The following is a 21,021-nucleotide window of genomic DNA, read 5'->3' as shown; positions in this document are numbered from 1 at the left end:
AAGGAATCATACATTTACCTTCTGGCTAACAAACACAATAATGTTTTATATACTGGCGTTACCAATGATTTGATTCGTCGTGTCTATGAGCACAAAAATAAGCTAGTTGCTGGATTCACCAAAAAATACAACGTGGATGATTGGTATACTATGAAGCTTGTGGGAGTATCATTGTAGCCATTGAACGAGAAAAACAAATCAAGGGTTGGTCACGAAAAAAGAAGCATGATTTGATTAATGCATTGAACCCAGAGTGGAATGATTTGTATCAATCGATTCTTTAAAAATTGCTCCACCTGACAGGAGATCCCTCACCCTCACCCTCGCTGCGCTCGGGGTCGGGATGACGTGGGGAGTTACGACATTTTGGAAAAATGCCCTTAACTAGGACGGCATGGTCATTAATTACATAATTCTTCATACCTTTAGCGCGCGTGTCATCAAAAAGCATTGATGAATTTGATTGTCCTCAAAATATTGTTCAGCCAACTTATCAACTTCAGCACGAAAATTTTTAAGAGCTTCAGAATCATTTTGGGATTGCTCGACAAACGTTACAACGGGGCCAAGCGTTTTCTCCACGGTACGCCTGTAGTGAGCTAGACTTAGAGCCGGAAAATACATCGAATCATAATCAAAAGTTACTTCACTGACTTTATTGCCCAAACGATTTTTCACCACATCAGGAGCTCCCCATTGCGAAGGTGAATCTATTGCTAGAGGTGGTGGATTATATTTACTTACTAGTGCAAATAATCTCCCGACAAAATGTTCCGGTGGCCAAGTTGAAAAAGCAATAATCCCGCCTGGTTTGAGTACCCTCAACATTTCGTCAATTGCTAATTGTGCATTCGGGGCAAACATGTGCCCAAACTGACTCAAAACAACATCAAAGGATTCATCTGGATAGGGTAATGCTTCTACATCACCTTGTTTAAAATCAACATTAACTTTAGCCAAAATTTTATTTTTATCTGCGTATTCCAGTAATTGCGGACTTAAATCAAGGCCTGAAACAATTGCACCCCTCCGTGCAGCAGTGATAGCAACTACACCAGTACCACAACCAACATCCAGAACAGAGTTTCCTGGCTGCAGTTGTGAAAACGTTACTAATGCTGTTGCTGTAACTGTAGTCATCATATCCAATGGTGCAAATAACCCCCAGGTTTCGCGTTGAGAATTTTTATATGCAATCAATAACTCGTTACTCATTTTTTGTACCTTCTTTCCTTGTATTTACGTATTTGGCTCTGCTTTTTAAGCGTGTATAACAGTTTGATTAGAATTATTCCGTTGTAAGCAATAAAATTGCAGGATATGGAATAGTACTTCGATTCTCTTTAATTGTATCTAATACCTAGGTCAGGAGATAGTGTGCATCCCATTGTTAGGCTTGGTTGAGGGTGATTGATAAACCAATTGTCTTTTTTTCAAATCAGGTACAAATGATACCCCTTTAAAAGGTCTCCTCCATTTTTTGTAAAGAATATAGATAAATAGTTATTTGTAAGGTTTTAAGTTGAGCGAATAAAGTATTGTCAATCGTTCAAAATTTATTAGTCATTTTATATTTTTTTTCAGTTATATTTAAGTAATAGGGTAATTTCTGAGTCCTAATTCTTTGTCAATTAAAAAATAGGACTGCCGGAAGTAGATGATAGGCGATACATTGTACGATGCGCTCTTTTTAGGAAAATTTCTGGGATTATCAGGACACTCATCTTGCCCATCAGCTAAGATTAATTTTGAATATATTGACATGACATATTGCGTCGTTACTTAACAATAAGGTACTATTCCTGTTTGCCAAATATAGAACTATTTTGGTACTATATTTATAGTATATAGGTAAAAAAGTTAATTAAACCGAATTTTCGTCTCTAATTAAGACTTATTCAGTACTAGATTATTCGATTTTGAGGTGTTATGCTTCGCATCAGCAAGTTGGCCGATTATGGAACAGTGGTGATGGTTTATCTCGCAAGGCACGCGCAAGAATTGTGTAATGCTCGTGATATCGCATTACATACTCATCTGACTGTACCTACGGTAAGTAAAATTTTGAAACGTTTGACCAGTGCAGGTTTGTTAGCCTCAGTACGCGGAGTGACTGGAGGATATCGATTGCGACGACCTGCAACTGAGATTTCTGTGTCGCAAATAATTTTTGCATTTGAAGAACATCGTGGTTTCACAGAATGCAGTTTGCAACCTAATGATTGTTCGTTACAAGGTGTTTGTACGATTCAGGGTAATTGGCGATTAATTAGTCAAGCAATTGAAACAGCTCTGGATAGTGTGAGTTTAGCTTCTTTAGCGAAACCAACTTTGCAAGCACACGATGTGGAACGAGTTCGACAATTGGCAAGTGGAGTTAATCGTGGCTAAAAGCAGTGAGCAAATTAATTCTCTGCTCGATAGAGAATACCAACATGGGTTTACCACCGACATTGAAGTAGATACTTTTGATCCAGGCTTGGACGAAGACGTAATTCGACGTTTATCAGCTATTAAAGGCGAGCCAGAATTTTTGCTTGAATGGCGTTTAAAGGCCTACAGGCATTGGTTAACCATGTCACCTCCTAAATGGTCCAGTGTGCATTACCCACCCGTGGATTACCAGGCTATTTCTTATTATTCAGCGCCTAAACTGAAAAAAAATGCTCCTAAAAGTTTGGATGAGGTTGATCCTGAATTATTGAGGACCTATGAGAAATTAGGTATTCCTTTAAGGGAACAAGAGATGTTAGCTGGTGTTGCTGTGGATGCTGTCTTTGATAGCGTTTCGGTGGCAACCACGTTTAAAGAGAAATTAGCTGAAAAGGGAGTTATTTTTTGTCCTATCTCTGAAGCAGTACACAAATACCCTGAATTGCTCATGCAATATTTGGGTTCTGTCGTGCCTTATCGCGATAATTTTTATGCTGCTTTGAATTCGGCTGTTTTTAGTGATGGTTCTTTTGTTTATGTCCCCAAAGGGGTGCGTTGTCCGATGGAATTATCTACTTATTTCCGGATTAACGCGGCCTCTACTGGACAATTTGAGCGTACTCTAATCATTGCAGATGCAGACAGTTACGTTTCTTATCTTGAAGGCTGTACAGCGCCTATGCGTGATGAAAATCAATTACACGCAGCGGTGGTGGAATTAGTGGCTTTGGATGGAGCACAAATTAAATATTCCACAGTCCAGAACTGGTATCCAGGGGATAAAGATGGAAAAGGCGGTATTTATAACTTTGTGACCAAACGTGGCGCCTGTCGCGGCAAGCGCTCTAAAATTTCCTGGACGCAAATTGAAACCGGCTCGGCAATTACCTGGAAATACCCCAGCGTGATTTTACAAGGTGATGACTCCGTTGGTGAATTTTATTCAGTTGCTTTAACCAACAATTATCAACAAGCCGATACGGGCACTAAAATGATTCATATTGGCAAAAACACGCGTTCAACCATTATTTCCAAAGGAATCAGTGCGGGGCGTGCACATAATGCGTATCGTGGTTTAGTTCGTATTGCACCAACAGCGACTAATGCACGGAATTATACTCAGTGTGACTCCATGCTTATGGGGTCTCAATGCTCTGCACATACTTTTCCTTATATCGAAGTCAAAAGCCCTACAGCACAGGTAGAACATGAAGCAACTACTTCAAAGATTAGTGAGGAGCAACTGTTTTATTGCCAACAACGAGGAATTGATACAGAGGACGCTGTTTCGATGATTGTAAATGGTTTTTGCAAGCAGGTATTAAAAGAATTGCCTATGGAATTTGCGGTGGAAGCGACTAAATTGCTAGGTTTAAGTTTAGAAGGGGCAGTGGGTTAATATGTTAAAAATTAAAGACTTAAATGTTGAAGTGAATGGTCAATCCATTTTAAAAGGCATTGATCTTCAGGTAAATGCGGGTGAAGTTCATGCTATTATGGGACCTAATGGTTCAGGTAAAAGTACCCTGTCTAAAGTATTAGCTGGCCATCCTTCCTACCATGTGACTAGTGGAGAAATAAACTATCTGGGACAGGATTTGACTCCTTTATCTCCCGAAGAAAGAGCACGCGCTGGCATTTTTTTGTCTTTTCAATACCCAGTGGAAATACCAGGGGTAACCAACGTTAACTTCCTCAAAGCCTCTGTTAATGCAGTACGTAAAGGTCAGGGAAAAAATACACTTGATGCGATTGAGTTTTTATCCTTCATTCGCGAAAAATGTCAGTTACTAGAAATGGATGAAAGCTTTTTGTATCGCAGCATCAATGAAGGATTTTCTGGCGGTGAAAAAAAACGGAATGAAATTTTACAAATGGCGGCTCTAGAACCCAAGTTGTCTATTCTCGACGAAACAGATTCAGGTTTGGATATTGATGCGCTGCGTATTATTTCTCATGGTGTTAATGCCATGCGATCACCTGAGCGTTCGATTATTTTAGTAACGCATTATCAGCGCTTGCTTGATTATATTGAGCCAGATTTTATCCATGTGCTGGTAAATGGTCGTATCATTATGTCTGGTGATAAATCATTAGCACTTGAATTAGAGAAAAAAGGCTACAGCTGGCTAGAGGAAACGGTGTAATGATATGAGCGAGATTTTGGATTTTTACCAACAACGAGCAAAAGCCAGTTTATCTACTTTGCCTTGGCTTGCCCAATTGCAAACTAAAGCATTAAGGGATTTGAATCGACATGGCTTTCCAACACGACATGATGAAGACTGGAAATATACTAGTGTTGATGCTTTATTAAACCTGCCGTTTATGCGTTCTGGAGATAGCTTCCAAGCGCCGGCAATTACAGCACATGATGAAAAAGTAAATTCTGATTTACCCGTAAATCAACATGTATCGATCCGGAATGGGCTTATTTTGGGCATAGAACAACTTACCAGTACTCTGCCCAAAGGAGTGCTCGTTCTTCCTTTATCTGTGGCATTAACAAAACATCCAAAGTTACTGCAGCCTTATCTGGGAACTATTTTAAAGCAAGAGCATGGTTTTCATTATTTAAATACAGCCATGATTCATTGCGGTCTATTGATTTACATTCCAGCAGGTGTTGTGATTGAAGAACCGATTGCTTTAACACATATACAGACCCAAACCAATCAGGCGGTTTATTTACGACATTTGATTATTGCAGAGGCAAAGACTCAGGCTACAATAATTGAAGACTACCAAGGTTTGGCTGATTGTTGTTATCTAACTAATACAGTCACTGAAATTGTAGTGGGCGCGGACGCCAAATTAACGCATTGTACGATTCAAAGAGAGAGTAAATCGGCTTTCCATTTAGGTCATCTGTCAGTAAGACAATTGGCGGGTAGTGAGTTTGCCAATCATTCCCTAAGCCTTGGCGGACAATTGGTGCGATCCGATATTAGCTTATATCTGCAAGAAGAAAAATCTCATTCTTTGATGAATGGAATTTATGCTCCTGCTGAAGGACAACATGTAGATCATCACACAACAGTGCACCACCTGGTAGCCAATTGCTCTAGCGAACAAGATTATAAGGGAATCCTCACTGGCCGTTCGCGTGCGGTATTTAATGGTAAGGTAGTTGTTGCCAAAGATGCACAGCATACAGATGCCAAACAACAAAATAAAAACTTATTACTCTCAGCAAATGCAGAAGTTGATACCAAACCACAATTGGAAATTTTTGCTGATGATGTATTGTGTTCTCATGGTGCAACAGTTGGACAATTGGATGAGGAAGCATTATTTTATTTGGCAACTCGTGGAATTGACCGACTGGAAGCATCGCACTACCTAATTCATGCTTTTGCCAGTGATAATCTGCGGCTTATTCCCCATCGTCAACTGGCGGATTATATGGGGCATTTATTAACACAACAGCTGGGGTAAGCTAATGGACGCTTTGGATATTAATGCAATTCGTAGAGACTTCCCTACACTCCATCAAAAAGTAAATGATTTTGATTTAATTTATTTTGATAATGCGGCAACGGCACAAAAACCTAAAGCAGTGATTGAGGCTATTTCTCATTTTTACGAACAGGATAACTCGAATATTCATCGGGGTGTACATACTTTAAGTGTCAGGGCAACCGAGCATTTTGAAGCAGCCCGTTCCAAAGTAAAGCGCTTTATCAATGCTTATTCGCCACGTGAGTGTATTTTTGTCCGCGGAACAACTGAGGGAATTAATTTGGTTGCCCAAAGCTTGGTTGCACCGCGTATTTTACCTGGCGAAGAAATATTAATTACCCATATGGAACATCATTCCAACATTGTTCCCTGGCAGATGGTATGCAAAAAAACCGGAGCCAAATTGCAAGTTGCACCTATTTCACTGGATGGTGAGATTTTGTTAGATGAGTTTGCCAAGAAATTAAGTAAAAACACCAAGTTTGTGGCTATTACTCATGTTTCCAATGCATTAGGTACCATAAATCCGGTTAAAGAAATGATTAAGATGGCGCATGATTATGGTGCGGAAGTGTTATTGGATGGCGCCCAAGCAATTCCACATTTGCCTATAGATGTGCAAGATTTAGGATGTGATTTTTATGCTTTTTCCGGGCATAAATTATATGGACCTACAGGTATAGGTGTTCTCTGGGGTAAAGAAGAACTCTTGAATGCGATGTCTCCTTATCAGGGAGGGGGCGAGATGATTAATTACGTTACCTTCGAGGCAACAGAATACGCGCCACTACCTTATAAATTTGAAGCGGGAACGCCTAATATTGCAGGAGCAATTGGCTTAGGAGCAGCTATAGATTATCTAGAATCTTTGGATATGGAAGCAATCATCGCTTATGAACAGGAATTATTAGAATATGCAACTGCCGGACTCCAGTCTGTAAGTGGATTTAGTATTATTGGCACGGCCAAACAAAAAGTTCCCGTTGTCACATTGGTACATGGAACAATCCACGCTCACGATATCGGCACTATTTTGGATAGTGAAGGAATTGCCATACGTAGCGGCCATCACTGCACGATGCCGTTGATGGACTTTTATAATGTTGCCGCTTCTTCAAGAATTTCCTTGTCGTTTTATAACACCAAAGAGGAAATTGATGCATGCATACAGGCATTGCATCGAGTTAAAGAGGTATTTGCATGAGTGCTGAACTGCGAGAACTTTATCAGGAAATCATTATCGATCATAACCGTAATCCACGTCATCATTATGAAATGAAGGATGCGACGGTGCACGCGAATGGTTTTAACCCTTTATGCGGCGATAAATTAACTGTTTATGCAAAAATAGAAGGGGATCTGATCACTGAATTGAGTTTTTTAGGATGTGGTTGTGCAATATCCCAAGCGTCCGCCTCCTTAATGACTGACTCGATAAAGGGGAAAACAATAGAGGAAGCTCATGAACTGTTTCATCGCTTCCATCATATGCTGACGCAAAATGAGGATGGTCAGCTACGTCATATGGATAAGTTGACCGTACTTGCGGGAGTGAAAGCTTATCCGGCACGGGTAAAATGTGCTACTTTGGCTTGGCATACTTTGGAAGCGGCATTGAATAAAGACAGTAATGTGGTGAAAACAGAATAGGGACGGTTGCCATTTCTTTTATCTTGGCCAAACTGTCCTGATTTTCTGTGCTCCGATGCTCACATAATATATATGTGCTGTGCTTCGGTGCTCTAAAATCAGGTCATTTTTACTCAAGCTAGCGAAATGGAACCCGTCCCGAAGAAATAATATATTATCCAAAATATAAGTAGGTACTTTATGTTTGGTTTTAAGAAAAAACAGGATTCGGAATTACTGAAAGAAGCCATTATTAATGCGCTTAGAGAGATTTATGATCCTGAAATTCCAGTAAATATTTATGATTTGGGCTTAATCTACGATATCTTGATCGATGACGATGCCCACGTTGTAATACATATGACTTTAACTACCCCAGGTTGTCCTGTTGCTCAAACTTTTCCAGGAACAGTAGAACAAGCGGTCAATAAAGTTGAAGGTGTTCGCGATTGTTCTGTAGAGTTAGTCTGGGAGCCGCCTTGGTCTCAAGACAGAATGACTGAAGCAGCGCGACTTGAATTGGGGATTTTTTATTAATGTGGCAGCCTTCTGCATCAATCGAACTCTTGCGTCAACGTGCGAAATTATTAGCAAAAATACGCTCTTTTTTTACTGAACGTGGTTATTTGGAGGTAGAAACTCCAATTATGGCGCGTTATGGCACAACGGATGTTTATCTAAGTAACATCAAAGCTACTTTTCGTGGCGAATCTTATTGTTTACAAACCTCTCCTGAATACCACATGAAGCGATTGCTTGCTGCAGGAAGCGGCTCTATTTTTCAAATAGCACGAGTATTTCGCGATGATGAACTAGGTCGTTGGCATAATCCAGAGTTTACTTTGTTAGAGTGGTATCGATTGGGCATTGATCATCATGCCTTGATGGACGAGATGGATGATTTCTTGCAAATGGTGATGCAATCTAAGCCTATGATCAAAAAAACCTATCAACAGGCTTTTCTTGAGGCATGTGATGTCGATCCATTATCTGCGCCAATTAAACAATTTAGACACATCTTGGCGCGCTATAATTTGGATAATGTCTTATCTCCTCAAGAAGAAGATAGAGATCAGTATCTATTTCTCCTGATGAGTCACGTTGTAGAACCTTTTTTGGGTAAAGAAGCTGCTCCAGTAGCTGTATATAATTTTCCAATATCGCAAGCGGCTTTAGCAAAAATTAATCATGGAGTAGCAGAGCGTTTTGAGGTGTATTTCCAAGGAGTTGAATTAGCAAATGGTTTCCATGAGTTAACCGATGCTGCTGCTCAAGCTAATCGTTTTGTTCTCGACCAAAAACTTAGAAGCGAGAAAGGTTTTCCTTCGGTGGAGGCGGATCAATATCTTTTGCAGGCTTTAGAGCATGGTTTGCCAGCATGCAGCGGAGTGGCCTTAGGTATTGACCGCTTATTGGCGTTGGCTTTAAAACAACCTGAAATTGCGAAAATTATTTCTTTTGATTTTACCAGAGCTTAGTTTTTCATATTTTCCCTTCAATCTTAAAAATTCAAATTCTACAATAGATTTATAGATGGTCTAATATTGATCATATAGTGATTTTTTTGTGGGTCATGAATTATGATACAGGCTGAAGATGTTTTTAAACCTGATTTTAAAGATAAACCCGATTTTAAAGGTCCCATCGTCTTACATATGATTGATCAGAATGGTTATGGTGATGTTACTCTTGGAATGAAAATAGCTAAATTTCTGACGAAAAAATATCCAGATGCTCCCATTTATGTTTTTGCAGAAACTAAATCAATAAAAAAAATAACCGAGATTGAGCCTGATTTTTTAGAACAAGTGACGCATTCAAAAATCAAAGTGGTTAACACGAATAAGACGAGTCTTCATAAGCGCAGTCAGCTATGTGACAGTGCTCAACTTGCAGTAGAAACAGCTATTTTTAATAACTCATTAAATCATTATCATAAAAAAAGTACCTGCCCCAAAATTTTTATAGGCGAATATGGACTTTATGAAAATTCAGGGTATGAGCCACCTATAATTAGTTTAAGTGGAAATGTAGGCGTGGGAGAGAATTATCCGGGAATTTTAATTGAATCGGATTTAAAAGAGTTTTCGCGTCTTAAACCCGATGCAAAATTGCAAGCTCGTGGCAAAATACTGAATGGACTTGAGCCTCTTTTAAAAAAGCAAGTGTTCGGTAATGAGAGTGATGATACCTCTTCATTTCTTAAAAAAAATAGTTTTGCTTTTTCTTACTATAATCACGCTTTTTCTTACAAAAGAGCGGCTACGGTATTTGCGGCAAGTAATGAGGAAGGAAAACATGCAAATTATTTTGTAAGTGCTTCAGATACAAAGGAGAAGGACGTATTACCCATGCTTGAAGCAAAAGATTTTCAAGCTAAATTAAAAGAACTAGGATATGGTAAGCTTGTTTTTTATACTGGAGACTCAGAAAAACCGCATAAAGAGATTGTTTTGAATGAATCAAACCCAGGTAGAGAGTTTAGAGTATTTCACAGGAACCGTTTTTCTCATGATACAACTCTTGATTTGATGCGTTTATCTGATGTTTGCGGAGTGGCTGGCGATCAATCCCTTACAGAAGCATTTTCGCTTGGCTCTTATCCTGTGCCTGAAGAGTGGCACTGTCAAATTAATATAGTAAATCAAATTGCAAAAAAATATTACACTAACAGTGTCATGTCGCGTGTCCATGGAAACACGTGGCTTAATCAAGATTCAGTGGATGATTGGGCCTATGCTGGATGGTTAATACGAGCTAACCGACCCACCGTGGATACAGTTCTCAATAAATTTCAGGACCAGGAAAATCTCTACAATGCACTCGATCACCGGCTTAATATAGAATTTGATAAACCGAAACAAGAAGAAATCGATAAATATAATAAAGCATTTATTGAGGCACTGGCGGCCAATCAAGGAGGTCTAAAAAACGATAAAGATAAAGCTTTTTTTATCGCTACAGAAATAGCCCGTCATTATGCTAAGTTCCAACCGAGCGAACCGCTGACTCTAGGCAAAATACTCGATACAATGAAGGCCCATGTAGGTAAACCAATTGCACACATTCACAATATTCGCAATATTGTAATTAAAGAGAAAGATTCTGATTTAGTAAAAAGTGAGCGCAGTGGTAGTTTTATAAAAAGAAATATTACTCACAGTCCATCACGAAATACAGAATTATTCACTAAACTCCAATCCTTGCAACAACAACATTTTCCCTCCTCGATTGAGACGAGTACGCAAGGTAAAAGCAGTTCGTTTAAAGAAAAACTTTCTGAAATATCTCAGTCGGAACTTACAGAACATGATCTTGAGAGGGCAGTCAAATATTTGGCTAAATTAAACATACACGCACTCGGGGAGGAAGTGGGTTTTGGTCATACACATCATTTTGACAAAGTTTTGGACGGGTATCACTTTGTTGAAAAGATAACTCCATGTGAAAAGGATAAGCCAATAAAAGAAAATAAAAAATTTAGTTTTGTTCTTGAGACAAATTATTCAGGTGTAGAACAATTTGAAATTACAATTTCTAAAGATCAATTGCGTGAATTTTCAGAGCGACAAATGGAGATAGAAGCTCAATCAACATACAATTGTTAAGTTACTTGAAGTCCATCTCATAGTAAGCAGGATCTACAAATTCCTCATCCGACGCGTTGCGTCGGGTGAGGGCTTATCCCTTCGTATAGAGAGCGTTGATTAGTTGCAGCATATCGATTTGCTTTCGGCCAGGATGGAATAGACTTCATTGTCACCAATGATTAGATGATCAAGTAAGCGGGCATCAACTAATTCAAGGGCCTCTCTGATGCGTTCGGTGACGACAATATCTTGATGACTAGCATCAGATAGGCCTGATGGGTGGTTGTGGGCAAGAATGACTGCTGCGGCATTATGTTGTAGGACACGCTCTATGATGGGTCTGGGATGAATTGTGGCCGTATTGATTGTTCCAGAAAAAAGTTCTTCATAAGCAATGATGCGATGTTGATTATCAAGAAATAGGGCGGCAAAGGTTTCGTTCTTATAATCGCGCATACGCTTTTTTAAATAGGCATAGGTTTGTTTGCTGTTGGTGATTTGAGTTTCTTTTTGCAATTGAATGTAATCACTGCGGCGGCACATTTCTTTGACTGCTTGTAATTGGGCATAACGCACATCCCCCAAACCATGTATTTGCTTGAAACTTTGTTTATCGGCATTAAGAATGGCGCGTAAATCGCCCAAGTGTTTGAGGAGATCAAATGCTAATTGGACACAGGATTTTTTATTACTGCCGGAACTGATAAAAATTGCCAGTAACTCTGGATCTGAAAGGCTTTGTGCGCCATGGGTAAGTAGTTTTTCACGCAGGTCTAACTGCCGTGTTGATTGGACAACCGTCATTTTTCTATTCCTTTATTGCGAAGTTTATGCTTTGATCGAAGCTATTCTTATCAAAAACATTGAACCATGCAAGATTTTATTGGGAAAAAAGTACTTCTTGGAGTTTGTGGTGGGGTTGCCGCATATAAATCAGCTTATCTGATTAGAGAATTAACTCGAGCCGGTGCGGAGGTCAAAGTGGTGATGACGCAATCGGCTCAGGAATTTGTTAGTCCTTTATTGATGCAAGCTTTATCAGGAAATGATGTACGTACGAATTTATTTGATGCCCAGGCAGAGCGCGCTATGGGACATATTGAATTGGCGCGCTGGGCTGATTATTTGGTGATTGCACCTGCATCTGCTAATTGTCTTGCCAAAATAGCCCAAGGTATTGCAGATGATTTGCTCTCCACTTTATATCTCGTCGCAGAAATTCCCGTGATTGTTTGTCCTGCGATGAATCGCAGCATGTGGGCTCATCCTGCGACGCAAGCCAATTGTAAGCTGTTACAGGAGCGAGGTGTTATTTTTGTTGGTCCTGAAGAAGGTTCTCAGGCCTGTGGTGAGCAAGGTTTTGGACGAGTAAGTGAAGTGGAACAAATCATTAGTGCTTTACGCTTATATGATGTACATCAGTTATTAAGAGGTAAAAAAGTGCTGGTGACTGCAGGACCCACCCGTGAACCTATAGATCCGGTGCGATATATCAGCAATTACAGTTCTGGAAAAATGGGTTATGCCCTCGCAGAAGCTGCTGCCATGGCTGGTGCTCAGGTTACTTTGATTAGTGGACCTAGCTCTTTACAGGCCTCGGCGGCGATTAAGCGGATTCGGGTTGAGTCTGCACAAGAAATGCTGAATGCTGTGAAGAAGGAAATGCCCGCAGGTGGTATATTTATAGGAACAGCTGCTGTTGCAGATTATCGGGTTGAGTCACCTGAGTCTGAGAAAATAAAGAAAAAAAATCATGATGAGATGACGCTTAAATTGATAAAAAATCCCGATATTTTAAGCCATGTTGTGGACTCAGCCAAGGCTTCATATGTGGTTGGATTTGCTGCTGAAACTACGGATGTTTTACATTATGCTACTGAAAAATTACAGCATAAAAAACTGGATATGATTGTGGCTAATGCAGTAGGAAAAGGACTTGGATTTGACAGCGAGGTCAATCAAGTAACTTTAATTGCAAAAAACAAGCAAATCGAGCTACCCTTAACCCATAAAACACGGTTGGCAGGACAAATTATTGCAATCATTGCTGCAACTCTGCAAAATGATGCGCATTAATGTTAACAGGAAAAATTATGACGCAAGCGATTCAATTAAAAATTCTTGATGCTCGAATAGGTGACACGATTCCACTACCTACTTATGCTACTGCTGGTTCAGCCGGGCTAGATTTGCGTGTTTGTATTAATGAGCCAATTCAAATTGCACCCCAAGAAACAGTGCTGTTACCGACAGGTCTATCAATTTATATTGCTGATCCCAAATTAGCAGCAGTAATTTTACCCCGTTCCGGTTTGGGGCATAAAAATGGTATTGTTTTAGGCAATTTGGTTGGATTAATTGATTCTGATTATCAAGGTGAGCTCAAGATTTCTTGCTGGAATAGAGGAATTGAGCATTTCACAGTAAATCCTGGGGAGCGTATCGCGCAATTAGTTTTTATTCCAGTTGTGCAAGCGGCTTTTGAACTCGTTGATGAATTTACTGAAACCTTGAGAGGCGAAGGTGGATTTGGCAGTTCGGGGAGGCATTAAATGAACTATCAGCAAAAGCAAGTTTCTCGTTCGGTGTTCCGTGCTTATGATATTAGAGGCATAATTGGGCAGGAATTGGATGAACATGCTTTTTATAGCATTGGACTGGCTCTGGCCTGTTATTTGCGTGATTTGCAACGTCAGCAAGTTTTTTTGGCACGGGATGGTCGTCTCACCAGTTTTGCCATGGCGTCAGCTTTAAAACAAGGATTACTCGATAGCGGAATTGATGTCCTTGACTTAGGTGAAGTGCCTACCCCAGTGATGTATTTTGCAGTCCATACTCAAGGTATCGATTGTGGTTTAATGGTCACAGGAAGTCACAACCCGGCAAATTACAATGGCATCAAAATGGTGTTGTTGGGCAAGACTTTAATGCATGAAGATATTGATATCTTGTATCGGATGGTGATGGAAGGGAAACGCGTTGCAGGTCAAGGTAAAGACGTTGCATTCGATGTATTACCTATATACAAGCAACGGATTATAAGTGATATAACATTCAAGCGCCCACTAAAAGTCGTAGTTGATTGTGGGAATGGTATTGCGGGGCCAATTGTACCTCAAGTGCTTCGTGAATTAGGTTGTGACGTGATTGAGCTTTATTGCGATGTAGATGGTAACTTTCCCAATCATCATCCTGACCCAACCATCGAAGCTAATTTAGTCGATTTGAAAGCTGCTGTAGCATCACATAAGGCTGATTTGGGTTTAGCTTTTGATGGGGATGCCGATCGAGTCGGTTTAGTCACGAATAAAGGTGAAATGATTTGGCCGGATCGTTTGATGATGCTTTATGCTCGTGAATTATTAACACGTCTTCCCGGAGCAACTATAGTTTTTGATGTAAAATGCTCCAGTCATTTAGAGTCAGTGATCAAAGAGGCGGGCGGTGTACCTAAAATGTGTCCTACTGGCCATTCTATTGTGAAGCACATAATGAAAAAAGAAGGAGCTGCACTGGCTGGTGAAATGAGCGGCCACTTGTTTTTCAAAGATCGTTGGTATGGCTTCGATGATGCGCTATATAGTGCTTGCCGTTTACTTGAAATCATTAGTGCTTCGGAGATGACGGTAAGTGAACAGTTTGACGTCATTCCTAATAGTGTTAATACACCTGAGCTAAAAATTGCCATAGCGGATGATGAGAAATTCCAGTTTATGAAGCGTTTTAATGAAAAGGCAGAGTTTCCACCTCAGGCACGTGTTATTGCGATTGATGGTTTACGTGTGGAATTTGATAAGGGCTGGGGGCTGTTGCGTGCATCAAATACAACTCCTTGTCTTGTTGCTCGTTTTGAAGCAGAAGATGAACATAACCTGGAGCAAATTCAGCAGTTATTTAAAAAACAAATGCATTTATTGGATGAGACATTGGAATTGCCATTCTAGTATCCGGTTGTAACCTGGGTGCAGGTACAGCCGTAACCCGGGTTTCTTAATTCATCACTCTAAAAAAGTATCAATTTTTTATTGCAAAGTATTCTGGAAAAGAACACACTATGTTCAATTCATGATGAATTTTATTACTATGATAAATGGAGTTTACGCTTGGAACATTTAAAGTCACTTGATCCTTCCAAAATATCTAATACTGTAAGTATGGGTGGAGCAGACATGCCCATTATAAGGATTGGCCATGGTTGCCATTTAACCATTGCTTCTTCGCAAGTATTGGCACATTATTCATCTCCGGTTGCTTTACCACCACAGGCTCTGGAAGTAATCGAAGCTTCATATCAGTTTTTGAAAGTTCACGTTGATTCGAGAGTACCCATTTATGGTGTCAATACAAATTTTGGTGATCAGGTTCGCTATATCGATGCTGCTTTAAAAGATACTGAGACACTGGATTATTATGAGTCGATTAATGAGCGACAAGAAAACATCATTCGCTCTCTCTCTTGCGGCTTGGGCACAATTGTTGCGCCTCATATCGTCCGAGTGACTATGATGCTGCGCGCCCATTGTTTGGCGCAAGGTTATTCAGGTGTTCATCCCGAACTGATTAATTCACTTTTAGATTTTCTTAATGCCGGCATCACTCCCATTGTTCGTTGCTATGGTTCTATTGGTGCAAGTGGTGATCTTATTCCTCTTTCCATGATTGCAGCAGCGCTTATTGGCGAGCCGGTCGCGGTAACTTATCAGAATAAAGTGATGAGGGCACCTGAAGCGATTCAATTAGCTGGTATTAAAGCTTATAAACCTGTGATGCGTGATGGACTCGCTCTTATCAATGGCACATCATTTATGACGGCAATAGCCAGCCTGGCAGTTTATGATTTGCACCGTTTATTCAAACAAATGCTCACAGCAATTGCGATGACCTTAGAGTCGCTGCTTGTAATAAGCAGCGCTTATCATCCCATGGTGCATCAACTGAAAAAGCAAAAGGGCGAAACCACCATCAATCAATTTTTTGTTGATTTCTGGGAAGGAAGTCAATTATTGACTGATTTAGATGAATTACGGACAACAGATTATACCTATAAACCAGTGCAAGATTATTATTCAATTCGTTCTGTTCCTCAAGGATTTGGTCCATTTCAAGAGAACCTGGAACGCGCGATTCTCTGGATAGAGAATGAAATGAATTCCGTTAATGATAATCCTGTCATTGATGTTGCTGCGAATACCATTCATCATAGCGCAAATTTTATGGGCTATTACATCACGGATGCATGTGATATTTTGAAAATGAATATTGCCCAGGCTTCTACCTGGATGCATGCACTACTTGCAAACTTAGTTCATCCTCGTAAAAATCATAATTTACCGGTGAACTTGGTACCTAATCCAGGAACGCATAATGGGTTTCGCTCGATGCAACTGCTGTCAGCAGCACTGGCAGTACAAAATCGTAAATTAGCTCAGGCACATCAGTCATTTACGCTACCAACAGAGGGTGATAATCAGGATGTGAATAGTTTAGGAACACATGCTGCTCTTGATTTTCAAGAGTCAGTCGCTAATTTGGAACGGCTCACAGCGATTTTGTTGCTCGCGGCAACTCAGGCACTTGAATTACGGGGTGTTGAAAAAGCAAGTAAAAAAGCTCAATCTATTTATCACACGGTTCGTCAGTACTCTGCAAAAATAGAACACTGCAGACCGATGACAGAAGAAATTGAAATGATTATCAATTTATTAAAGGATAGTAAAATATAAAGGAGTAAAACGTGCGTCGGTCTCATTTATACCTAGCGCTTTCTTCGCTCTTCTTTGTTTCTCCAGTTTTAGCAACTTCCGATTTTAACCTGCCTTTTGTAAATACTTCCGGCTTGGGGGTGGCTTATGCCGATTGGGCTACTGCAGCCAGTGATGCAAGTACGGCTTATACAAATCCGGCGGGTCTGGTTAAACTGGCCCATCAACAAATAGTCGGTAATGCATTAGGTATCATAGGTACTGCTCGATTCACGGGAACTGCAACGACCCCAACCTTTCCATTTCCATTCCCTGTTGTCGAATCAGGAGTAGCACGGAGCCAAATTAGGGCTTTTCTACCCTCATTTTATTATTCGGCACCTCTTACCCAGCGCGTCGCTTTTGGCTTTAATGTAACAACTCCTTTTGGGTTAGGTACGAATTATGGTTCTACGCGGTCTTCTATAGCGCGTTATGCTACAACACGCGCCCAAGTTGTGGGAATTGATGTAGGTCCAAGCTTAGGGGTTAAAATAACCGATCGGTTTTCTGTTGGAGCGGGATTTGATGCGCTGCATTTGGCATTCACTCTAAATAATATGTATGGCCCGCCTGTTTCTTTTCCTTTTGATTCAAGACTTGAGAATCATTTAAGTGGCTGGGGATATGGTTGGCACGGTGGTGCTTTATTTGATTTCTCACCAGAAACACGGATTGGTTTTAGTTACTATTCTCGAATCTCGCTTACCACGACTGGGCATAGTACAGTTAATGCACCTGCAATAGGGCCTTCAGTAGCAATCTTCAGAACCGATCAACAAGAAACAAAGGCGGCTTTACCAGCTCGAGCTGAATTAAGTTTGCAACATGATTTCACAACACGCTGGACTGGAATGGCTACGGTTTTTTATACCAATTGGAGAACATTTAATCAAATAAGAATGGAAAATACGCAAACTCCAATGGGTGTAACGCTTCCAGTTACAATTCCTTTTAATTATCATAATTGTTTTGATTATGCAGTTGGCGCTACATATAAGGCGACTGAAAAAATATTATTCCGCGGCGGTATTCAATTTATGAGTACTCCCTCCAATGATCGCGATCGGGGTATTGCCGATCCTGTGGGTAGCGCAACCATTTTGGCCATAGGCACTCATTATCAACAAGATGCGAATTTAGGCTATGATGTGGGCATTGGACATTCGTTCTTTAATCCTATGTCAGTAAATCTGATTACTCCTTTGACTGCGCTAAAAGGACATACTCATACTCAAACAACCGCTATTGGCGGGCAAATTACCTGGAGTTTTGCATAGTATTCAATTATCTCGGTCTAGAGAAGGGGAGGCAACGGGGATTATTTTTTGCTGAGGGAGCAAGGAAATATTGAGCATGACGTTAACAAACGCAGCCTCTTCTCTCCTAGGAAATAGATAGTTTTTGTCCCTCTAGCTCGAATATTTTGGCTTGTATCATCTCATCAACTTTAGTTACAGAGTCTGTATCTAATGAAAACATCCTGGTTACTAAATCTTGTCCTTTCGACAACACGGCATAAGAAGTACTTTTTTTGAAATCAGCTACGAAATGATCTAGTGTATCTCTATCTTTTATTTCGGACAGTTTATTTTCAAAATCACTTATAATCTGACTTTTCAAAATATCTCCTTTTAAAGATTGATATTTTGCCTTGAAATTTTCAAAATCAGCTCCTTGTACTGTAAACATGTGGAAGCGGTTTTGAGGGGGGGATGCAATTTCTAGTTTGTCGAGTTCCTCGATTTGTTCGTCTTGGGCTACTTCTTGGATTTGATCATCTAGCGCTACTTGTGTTTGACGCTCTTCTTTTCGATCTTCGATATTATCTGCAATTGCTTCTTGTCGCCATGTTCCCTTATGAAATTTATCAATGCCGAATTTTGCAATGTGTTTACCTTCTGATGTATCTTCAGCATACGAGCTTAGACGGCGCATTATCGCGTTATTTAAGGGACCTTTTGTTTGTTGCAGTCCATCATATAACGCAAAAATAACAAGTTGTCCGATCAAGTCATCTCTATATTCCGAGGACATGAGTTCACTTCCAGCTCCATAGGAATCATCCTCCTTTAAATCATATCCCGATCTATCTTTTAATTTCTCAATATCAAGTTGAACGCCTTCAAAGTGTTCTGGAAAATAGAACTGACATCTTTGGATATAGCCATTGAGCATAGCCTTACAGGTACCTTCACCAGGTGTAGGATTATACATAGCCCATACATCAGGCAGGACGTAGGCCTTTCCGTCATAATACTTTTGAGCCTCTTCTGTAATTCTTGGAAACCATATGTCTTTAGGCTGATTATTGATCAGTTGTTCAATTGATGTGACGATTGATGTAGTATCCAAATAGTATCCGCCATATTCTTCGAGTATTGCAGCTTCCAGAATATCTTTTTGAGCGGAATATGCGTTATGTTCTCCCAATAAATCAACCGTTTTCTTTAGATTTTCTCGTTCTTCTTGAGTTAAATGTTTGGCATCTTTATAAAGATCTTCAATGGGTTTTAGCGTAATGTCAGGATCGAGATATCCAGCTTCTTTAATTCCTTCAATTATGGCCTCTGGTACCCACATTATTATTTCTTGATCTTGAGGATTAGGAGCATTTGGATCTCTATTTTTCTTTATGTCCATCACATAATCTTTTAATTGTTGGGCTAAAGCATTAGGACCATTTTTAAATGCATCTTCGTATTTGCCACTAGGCACACGACCCATCCAGATATAATGAAATTTATTAGTTGCCATTCAAATACCCAATTAAATTTATTTAGCTAATGCTCATTAATGCATGCTCATTTAAAATTCTAATTGCTTGCTTACTTTAAATTTAGCACATAATTTAAACTCTCTTTGGGGTTGTTTGGAAAATTTGACATCAGCATTGATTTAATTTGACTCACTGTGGCGTTGTAATATACTTTGATTATTGATTAAATATCTTTCTATGATTTAGTTTAAGGAATGTACTCATGCCAGGAATTATTAAAGTACAAGACATTGATGGTTTTGATGTTTTAGTTAACGAATCTAAAAATAAGCAGGATGTACGATTTGAGTTCTCTTTGGCTTATCCAGTCACGGATAAGATGGGGGAGATCTGTCAAGTGCTTATGGAAAATCCAAGGGATAGTCTTTGCTTGGACTTCACTAATCATCCGCTAAGTGATGAAGATATTTCTGAATTGGCCACTTTTTTACAATCCGATAAATGTCCAAATTCTATTAACCTAATACTCGCCAAAACTTCTCTTAGTATGAAATCATTAGAGATCTTGGCAGCTACTATTACTCAAGGGTGTAATGCTTCTGAAGTTAAATTGGGACTAGGGGGCAATAGGTTAAGAAATGAAGGCGCTGTTTTGTTTGCTCACGCTTTGCAGTCAGAACATAGCCCAGCAAAAGTGTCGCTAAACTTGGCCAATAATGAGATTTCAGATAAAGGGGTAATTGAATTAGCAGAGATGCTTAAATTACCCGGTAGTACTAAAAAGTTATCGTTAAATTTATTATTTAACCCCACAACGAAGCTTGGTTCTGCAGCTTTAATTGAAGGCATGGAATGTGGTTCACAAAAGGATGGTTTAAATATAATTTACGAATTTAGTAAACATGGAACAGGCGTTATCTGTAATTTAGCGAACACATTAAAATCCAATAAATGCCCCGAGGAATTATCATTACAATTTGGAGTCAAGCATCTCACTACAACAGAAGTTAGTATATTATTTGACGCCTTAAAGACAATAACGACTCCTAGTCAACTGGAGCTTGATTTAAGTGAGCAAGGACTAAAAGATCAGGGCTTTGCCGTTATTCTTAAGGCTTTAGAACACATGCCTGAGGGCTTAAAAATAAAGCTTCATTTGGCGTACAATGCGATTACACAAGAGGGCGCTGAAATGCTATCAAGTTTTATTCGTGCGAATAAACTGCAAGCTGAAGTTTATATGGATTTGACTGACAATTCTTTTGGTGGTGAAACAGGAAGGCACAGAATCCACGATGCACTGGTTCACAATCCTCAAATCTTAAGTTGTTTGTCAATTCAAGGACCGACCCGAGATATAAGTGACCTTTGTAGAAGTATTCGTGAGCATGCACCAGAGATTAAGAATATAGAACATTCGAAGTTTACCATTTAGTCATCATCTTTG

Annotated in this window: 18 protein-coding genes and 1 pseudogene; 16 read left to right on the top strand and 3 right to left on the bottom strand. The window is 39.7% G+C overall.

Annotation, left to right across the window (positions count from 1 at the left end):
* Positions 1-284: pseudogene (locus BW930_RS12690) on the top strand (GIY-YIG nuclease family protein); the annotation flags it as partial.
* A gap of 133 nt (positions 285-417) precedes the next feature.
* On the opposite strand, the gene BW930_RS12685 reads toward BW930_RS12690, so the two are convergent.
* Positions 418-1,215: a class I SAM-dependent methyltransferase gene (locus tag BW930_RS12685; protein ID WP_058467018.1), complete on the bottom strand. Its 798-nt coding sequence runs from the start codon at positions 1,213-1,215 to the stop codon at positions 418-420.
* Between the two features lie 714 nt (positions 1,216-1,929).
* Here BW930_RS12685 and BW930_RS12680 point away from each other — a divergent pair.
* From BW930_RS12680 to BW930_RS12640, 9 genes are all read left to right on the top strand, one after another.
* On the top strand, positions 1,930-2,391 hold the full coding sequence (locus BW930_RS12680; RefSeq protein WP_058467017.1) for an SUF system Fe-S cluster assembly regulator: 462 nt from the start codon (positions 1,930-1,932) through the stop codon (positions 2,389-2,391).
* A complete protein-coding gene (gene sufB, locus BW930_RS12675) occupies positions 2,384-3,832 on the top strand; it encodes a Fe-S cluster assembly protein SufB (RefSeq protein ID WP_058467016.1) in 1,449 nt (482 codons plus the stop codon). Before BW930_RS12680 ends, sufB begins: the two co-directional genes overlap by 8 nt.
* 1 nt (position 3,833) lies before the next feature.
* The gene (gene sufC / locus BW930_RS12670; protein WP_058467015.1) at positions 3,834-4,580 is read left to right on the top strand and encodes a Fe-S cluster assembly ATPase SufC; all 747 of its coding nucleotides are present in this window, start codon (positions 3,834-3,836) and stop codon (positions 4,578-4,580) included.
* A 4-nt stretch (positions 4,581-4,584) separates the two neighbouring features.
* Positions 4,585-5,871, top strand: coding sequence for a Fe-S cluster assembly protein SufD (sufD, locus tag BW930_RS12665; protein WP_058467014.1), 1,287 nt, complete (start codon positions 4,585-4,587; stop codon positions 5,869-5,871).
* A gap of 4 nt (positions 5,872-5,875) precedes the next feature.
* Positions 5,876-7,099, top strand: a complete 1,224-nt coding sequence (locus tag BW930_RS12660; protein WP_058467013.1) for a cysteine desulfurase — start codon at positions 5,876-5,878, stop codon at positions 7,097-7,099.
* The gene (gene sufU / locus BW930_RS12655) at positions 7,096-7,545 is read left to right on the top strand and encodes a Fe-S cluster assembly sulfur transfer protein SufU (RefSeq protein WP_058467012.1); all 450 of its coding nucleotides are present in this window, start codon (positions 7,096-7,098) and stop codon (positions 7,543-7,545) included. The genes BW930_RS12660 and sufU overlap by 4 nt, the downstream gene beginning before the upstream one ends.
* Before the next feature lie 180 nt (positions 7,546-7,725).
* A complete protein-coding gene (locus tag BW930_RS12650; RefSeq protein WP_058467011.1) occupies positions 7,726-8,061 on the top strand; it encodes an SUF system Fe-S cluster assembly protein in 336 nt (111 codons plus the stop codon).
* Complete coding sequence (epmA, locus tag BW930_RS12645; RefSeq protein ID WP_058467010.1) at positions 8,061-9,002, top strand: elongation factor P--(R)-beta-lysine ligase; 942 nt, start codon at positions 8,061-8,063, stop codon at positions 9,000-9,002. Before BW930_RS12650 ends, epmA begins: the two co-directional genes overlap by 1 nt.
* 102 nt (positions 9,003-9,104) lie before the next feature.
* Positions 9,105-11,132: a hypothetical protein gene (locus BW930_RS12640; protein WP_058467009.1), complete on the top strand. Its 2,028-nt coding sequence runs from the start codon at positions 9,105-9,107 to the stop codon at positions 11,130-11,132.
* A 99-nt stretch (positions 11,133-11,231) separates the two neighbouring features.
* Here the strand turns inward: BW930_RS12640 and radC are convergent, their stop codons facing one another.
* Positions 11,232-11,918, bottom strand: a complete 687-nt coding sequence (radC, locus tag BW930_RS12635; protein ID WP_058467008.1) for a RadC family protein — start codon at positions 11,916-11,918, stop codon at positions 11,232-11,234.
* Between the two features lie 66 nt (positions 11,919-11,984).
* Here radC and coaBC point away from each other — a divergent pair, with 66 nt between their 5' ends.
* The 5 genes from coaBC to BW930_RS12610 all read left to right on the top strand — a co-directional run bounded on the left by coaBC (position 11,985) and on the right by BW930_RS12610 (position 18,135).
* Positions 11,985-13,190, top strand: a complete 1,206-nt coding sequence (gene coaBC / locus BW930_RS12630; RefSeq protein WP_058467007.1) for a bifunctional phosphopantothenoylcysteine decarboxylase/phosphopantothenate--cysteine ligase CoaBC — start codon at positions 11,985-11,987, stop codon at positions 13,188-13,190.
* Between the two features lie 17 nt (positions 13,191-13,207).
* Positions 13,208-13,666, top strand: coding sequence for a dUTP diphosphatase (gene dut, locus BW930_RS12625; RefSeq protein WP_058467026.1), 459 nt, complete (start codon positions 13,208-13,210; stop codon positions 13,664-13,666).
* Positions 13,667-15,058: a phosphomannomutase/phosphoglucomutase gene (locus BW930_RS12620; protein ID WP_058467006.1), complete on the top strand. Its 1,392-nt coding sequence runs from the start codon at positions 13,667-13,669 to the stop codon at positions 15,056-15,058. It begins immediately after the preceding gene.
* A gap of 159 nt (positions 15,059-15,217) precedes the next feature.
* The gene (locus tag BW930_RS12615) at positions 15,218-16,837 is read left to right on the top strand and encodes an HAL/PAL/TAL family ammonia-lyase (protein ID WP_238587824.1); all 1,620 of its coding nucleotides are present in this window, start codon (positions 15,218-15,220) and stop codon (positions 16,835-16,837) included.
* 11 nt (positions 16,838-16,848) lie between these two features.
* A complete protein-coding gene (locus tag BW930_RS12610; protein WP_058467005.1) occupies positions 16,849-18,135 on the top strand; it encodes an OmpP1/FadL family transporter in 1,287 nt (428 codons plus the stop codon).
* 106 nt (positions 18,136-18,241) lie between these two features.
* On the opposite strand, the gene BW930_RS12605 is transcribed toward BW930_RS12610, so the two are convergent.
* Positions 18,242-19,612: a hypothetical protein gene (locus BW930_RS12605; protein WP_058467004.1), complete on the bottom strand. Its 1,371-nt coding sequence runs from the start codon at positions 19,610-19,612 to the stop codon at positions 18,242-18,244.
* A 224-nt stretch (positions 19,613-19,836) separates the two neighbouring features.
* Here BW930_RS12605 and BW930_RS12600 point away from each other — a divergent pair, with 224 nt between their 5' ends.
* Complete coding sequence (locus BW930_RS12600; RefSeq protein ID WP_058467003.1) at positions 19,837-21,009, top strand: leucine-rich repeat domain-containing protein; 1,173 nt, start codon at positions 19,837-19,839, stop codon at positions 21,007-21,009.
* The last annotated feature ends 12 nt before the right edge of the window (positions 21,010-21,021 follow it).

Origin of the sequence: Fluoribacter gormanii, assembly GCF_900156395.1 — a bacterium.
Classification (GTDB): Bacteria; Pseudomonadota; Gammaproteobacteria; order Legionellales; family Legionellaceae; genus Legionella; species Legionella gormanii.
The sequence above is the reverse complement of the archived record's forward strand: the minus strand, read 5'-3'. Positions and strand labels throughout refer to the sequence as shown.

Coding starts and splice junctions, on each gene's coding strand:
- BW930_RS12640 (WP_058467009.1), top strand. CDS start 9,105: ATGATACAGGCTGAAGATGTTTTTAAACCTGATTTTAAAGATAAACCC.
- sufD (WP_058467014.1), top strand. CDS start 4,585: ATGAGCGAGATTTTGGATTTTTACCAACAACGAGCAAAAGCCAGTTTA.
- BW930_RS12620 (WP_058467006.1), top strand. CDS start 13,667: ATGAACTATCAGCAAAAGCAAGTTTCTCGTTCGGTGTTCCGTGCTTAT.
- BW930_RS12680 (WP_058467017.1), top strand. CDS start 1,930: ATGCTTCGCATCAGCAAGTTGGCCGATTATGGAACAGTGGTGATGGTT.
- dut (WP_058467026.1), top strand. CDS start 13,208: ATGACGCAAGCGATTCAATTAAAAATTCTTGATGCTCGAATAGGTGAC.
- BW930_RS12650 (WP_058467011.1), top strand. CDS start 7,726: ATGTTTGGTTTTAAGAAAAAACAGGATTCGGAATTACTGAAAGAAGCC.
- sufU (WP_058467012.1), top strand. CDS start 7,096: ATGAGTGCTGAACTGCGAGAACTTTATCAGGAAATCATTATCGATCAT.
- BW930_RS12605 (WP_058467004.1), bottom strand. CDS start 19,612: ATGGCAACTAATAAATTTCATTATATCTGGATGGGTCGTGTGCCTAGT.
- epmA (WP_058467010.1), top strand. CDS start 8,061: ATGTGGCAGCCTTCTGCATCAATCGAACTCTTGCGTCAACGTGCGAAA.
- BW930_RS12660 (WP_058467013.1), top strand. CDS start 5,876: ATGGACGCTTTGGATATTAATGCAATTCGTAGAGACTTCCCTACACTC.
- BW930_RS12600 (WP_058467003.1), top strand. CDS start 19,837: ATGCCAGGAATTATTAAAGTACAAGACATTGATGGTTTTGATGTTTTA.
- BW930_RS12685 (WP_058467018.1), bottom strand. CDS start 1,215: ATGAGTAACGAGTTATTGATTGCATATAAAAATTCTCAACGCGAAACC.
- coaBC (WP_058467007.1), top strand. CDS start 11,985: ATGCAAGATTTTATTGGGAAAAAAGTACTTCTTGGAGTTTGTGGTGGG.
- radC (WP_058467008.1), bottom strand. CDS start 11,918: ATGACGGTTGTCCAATCAACACGGCAGTTAGACCTGCGTGAAAAACTA.
- sufC (WP_058467015.1), top strand. CDS start 3,834: ATGTTAAAAATTAAAGACTTAAATGTTGAAGTGAATGGTCAATCCATT.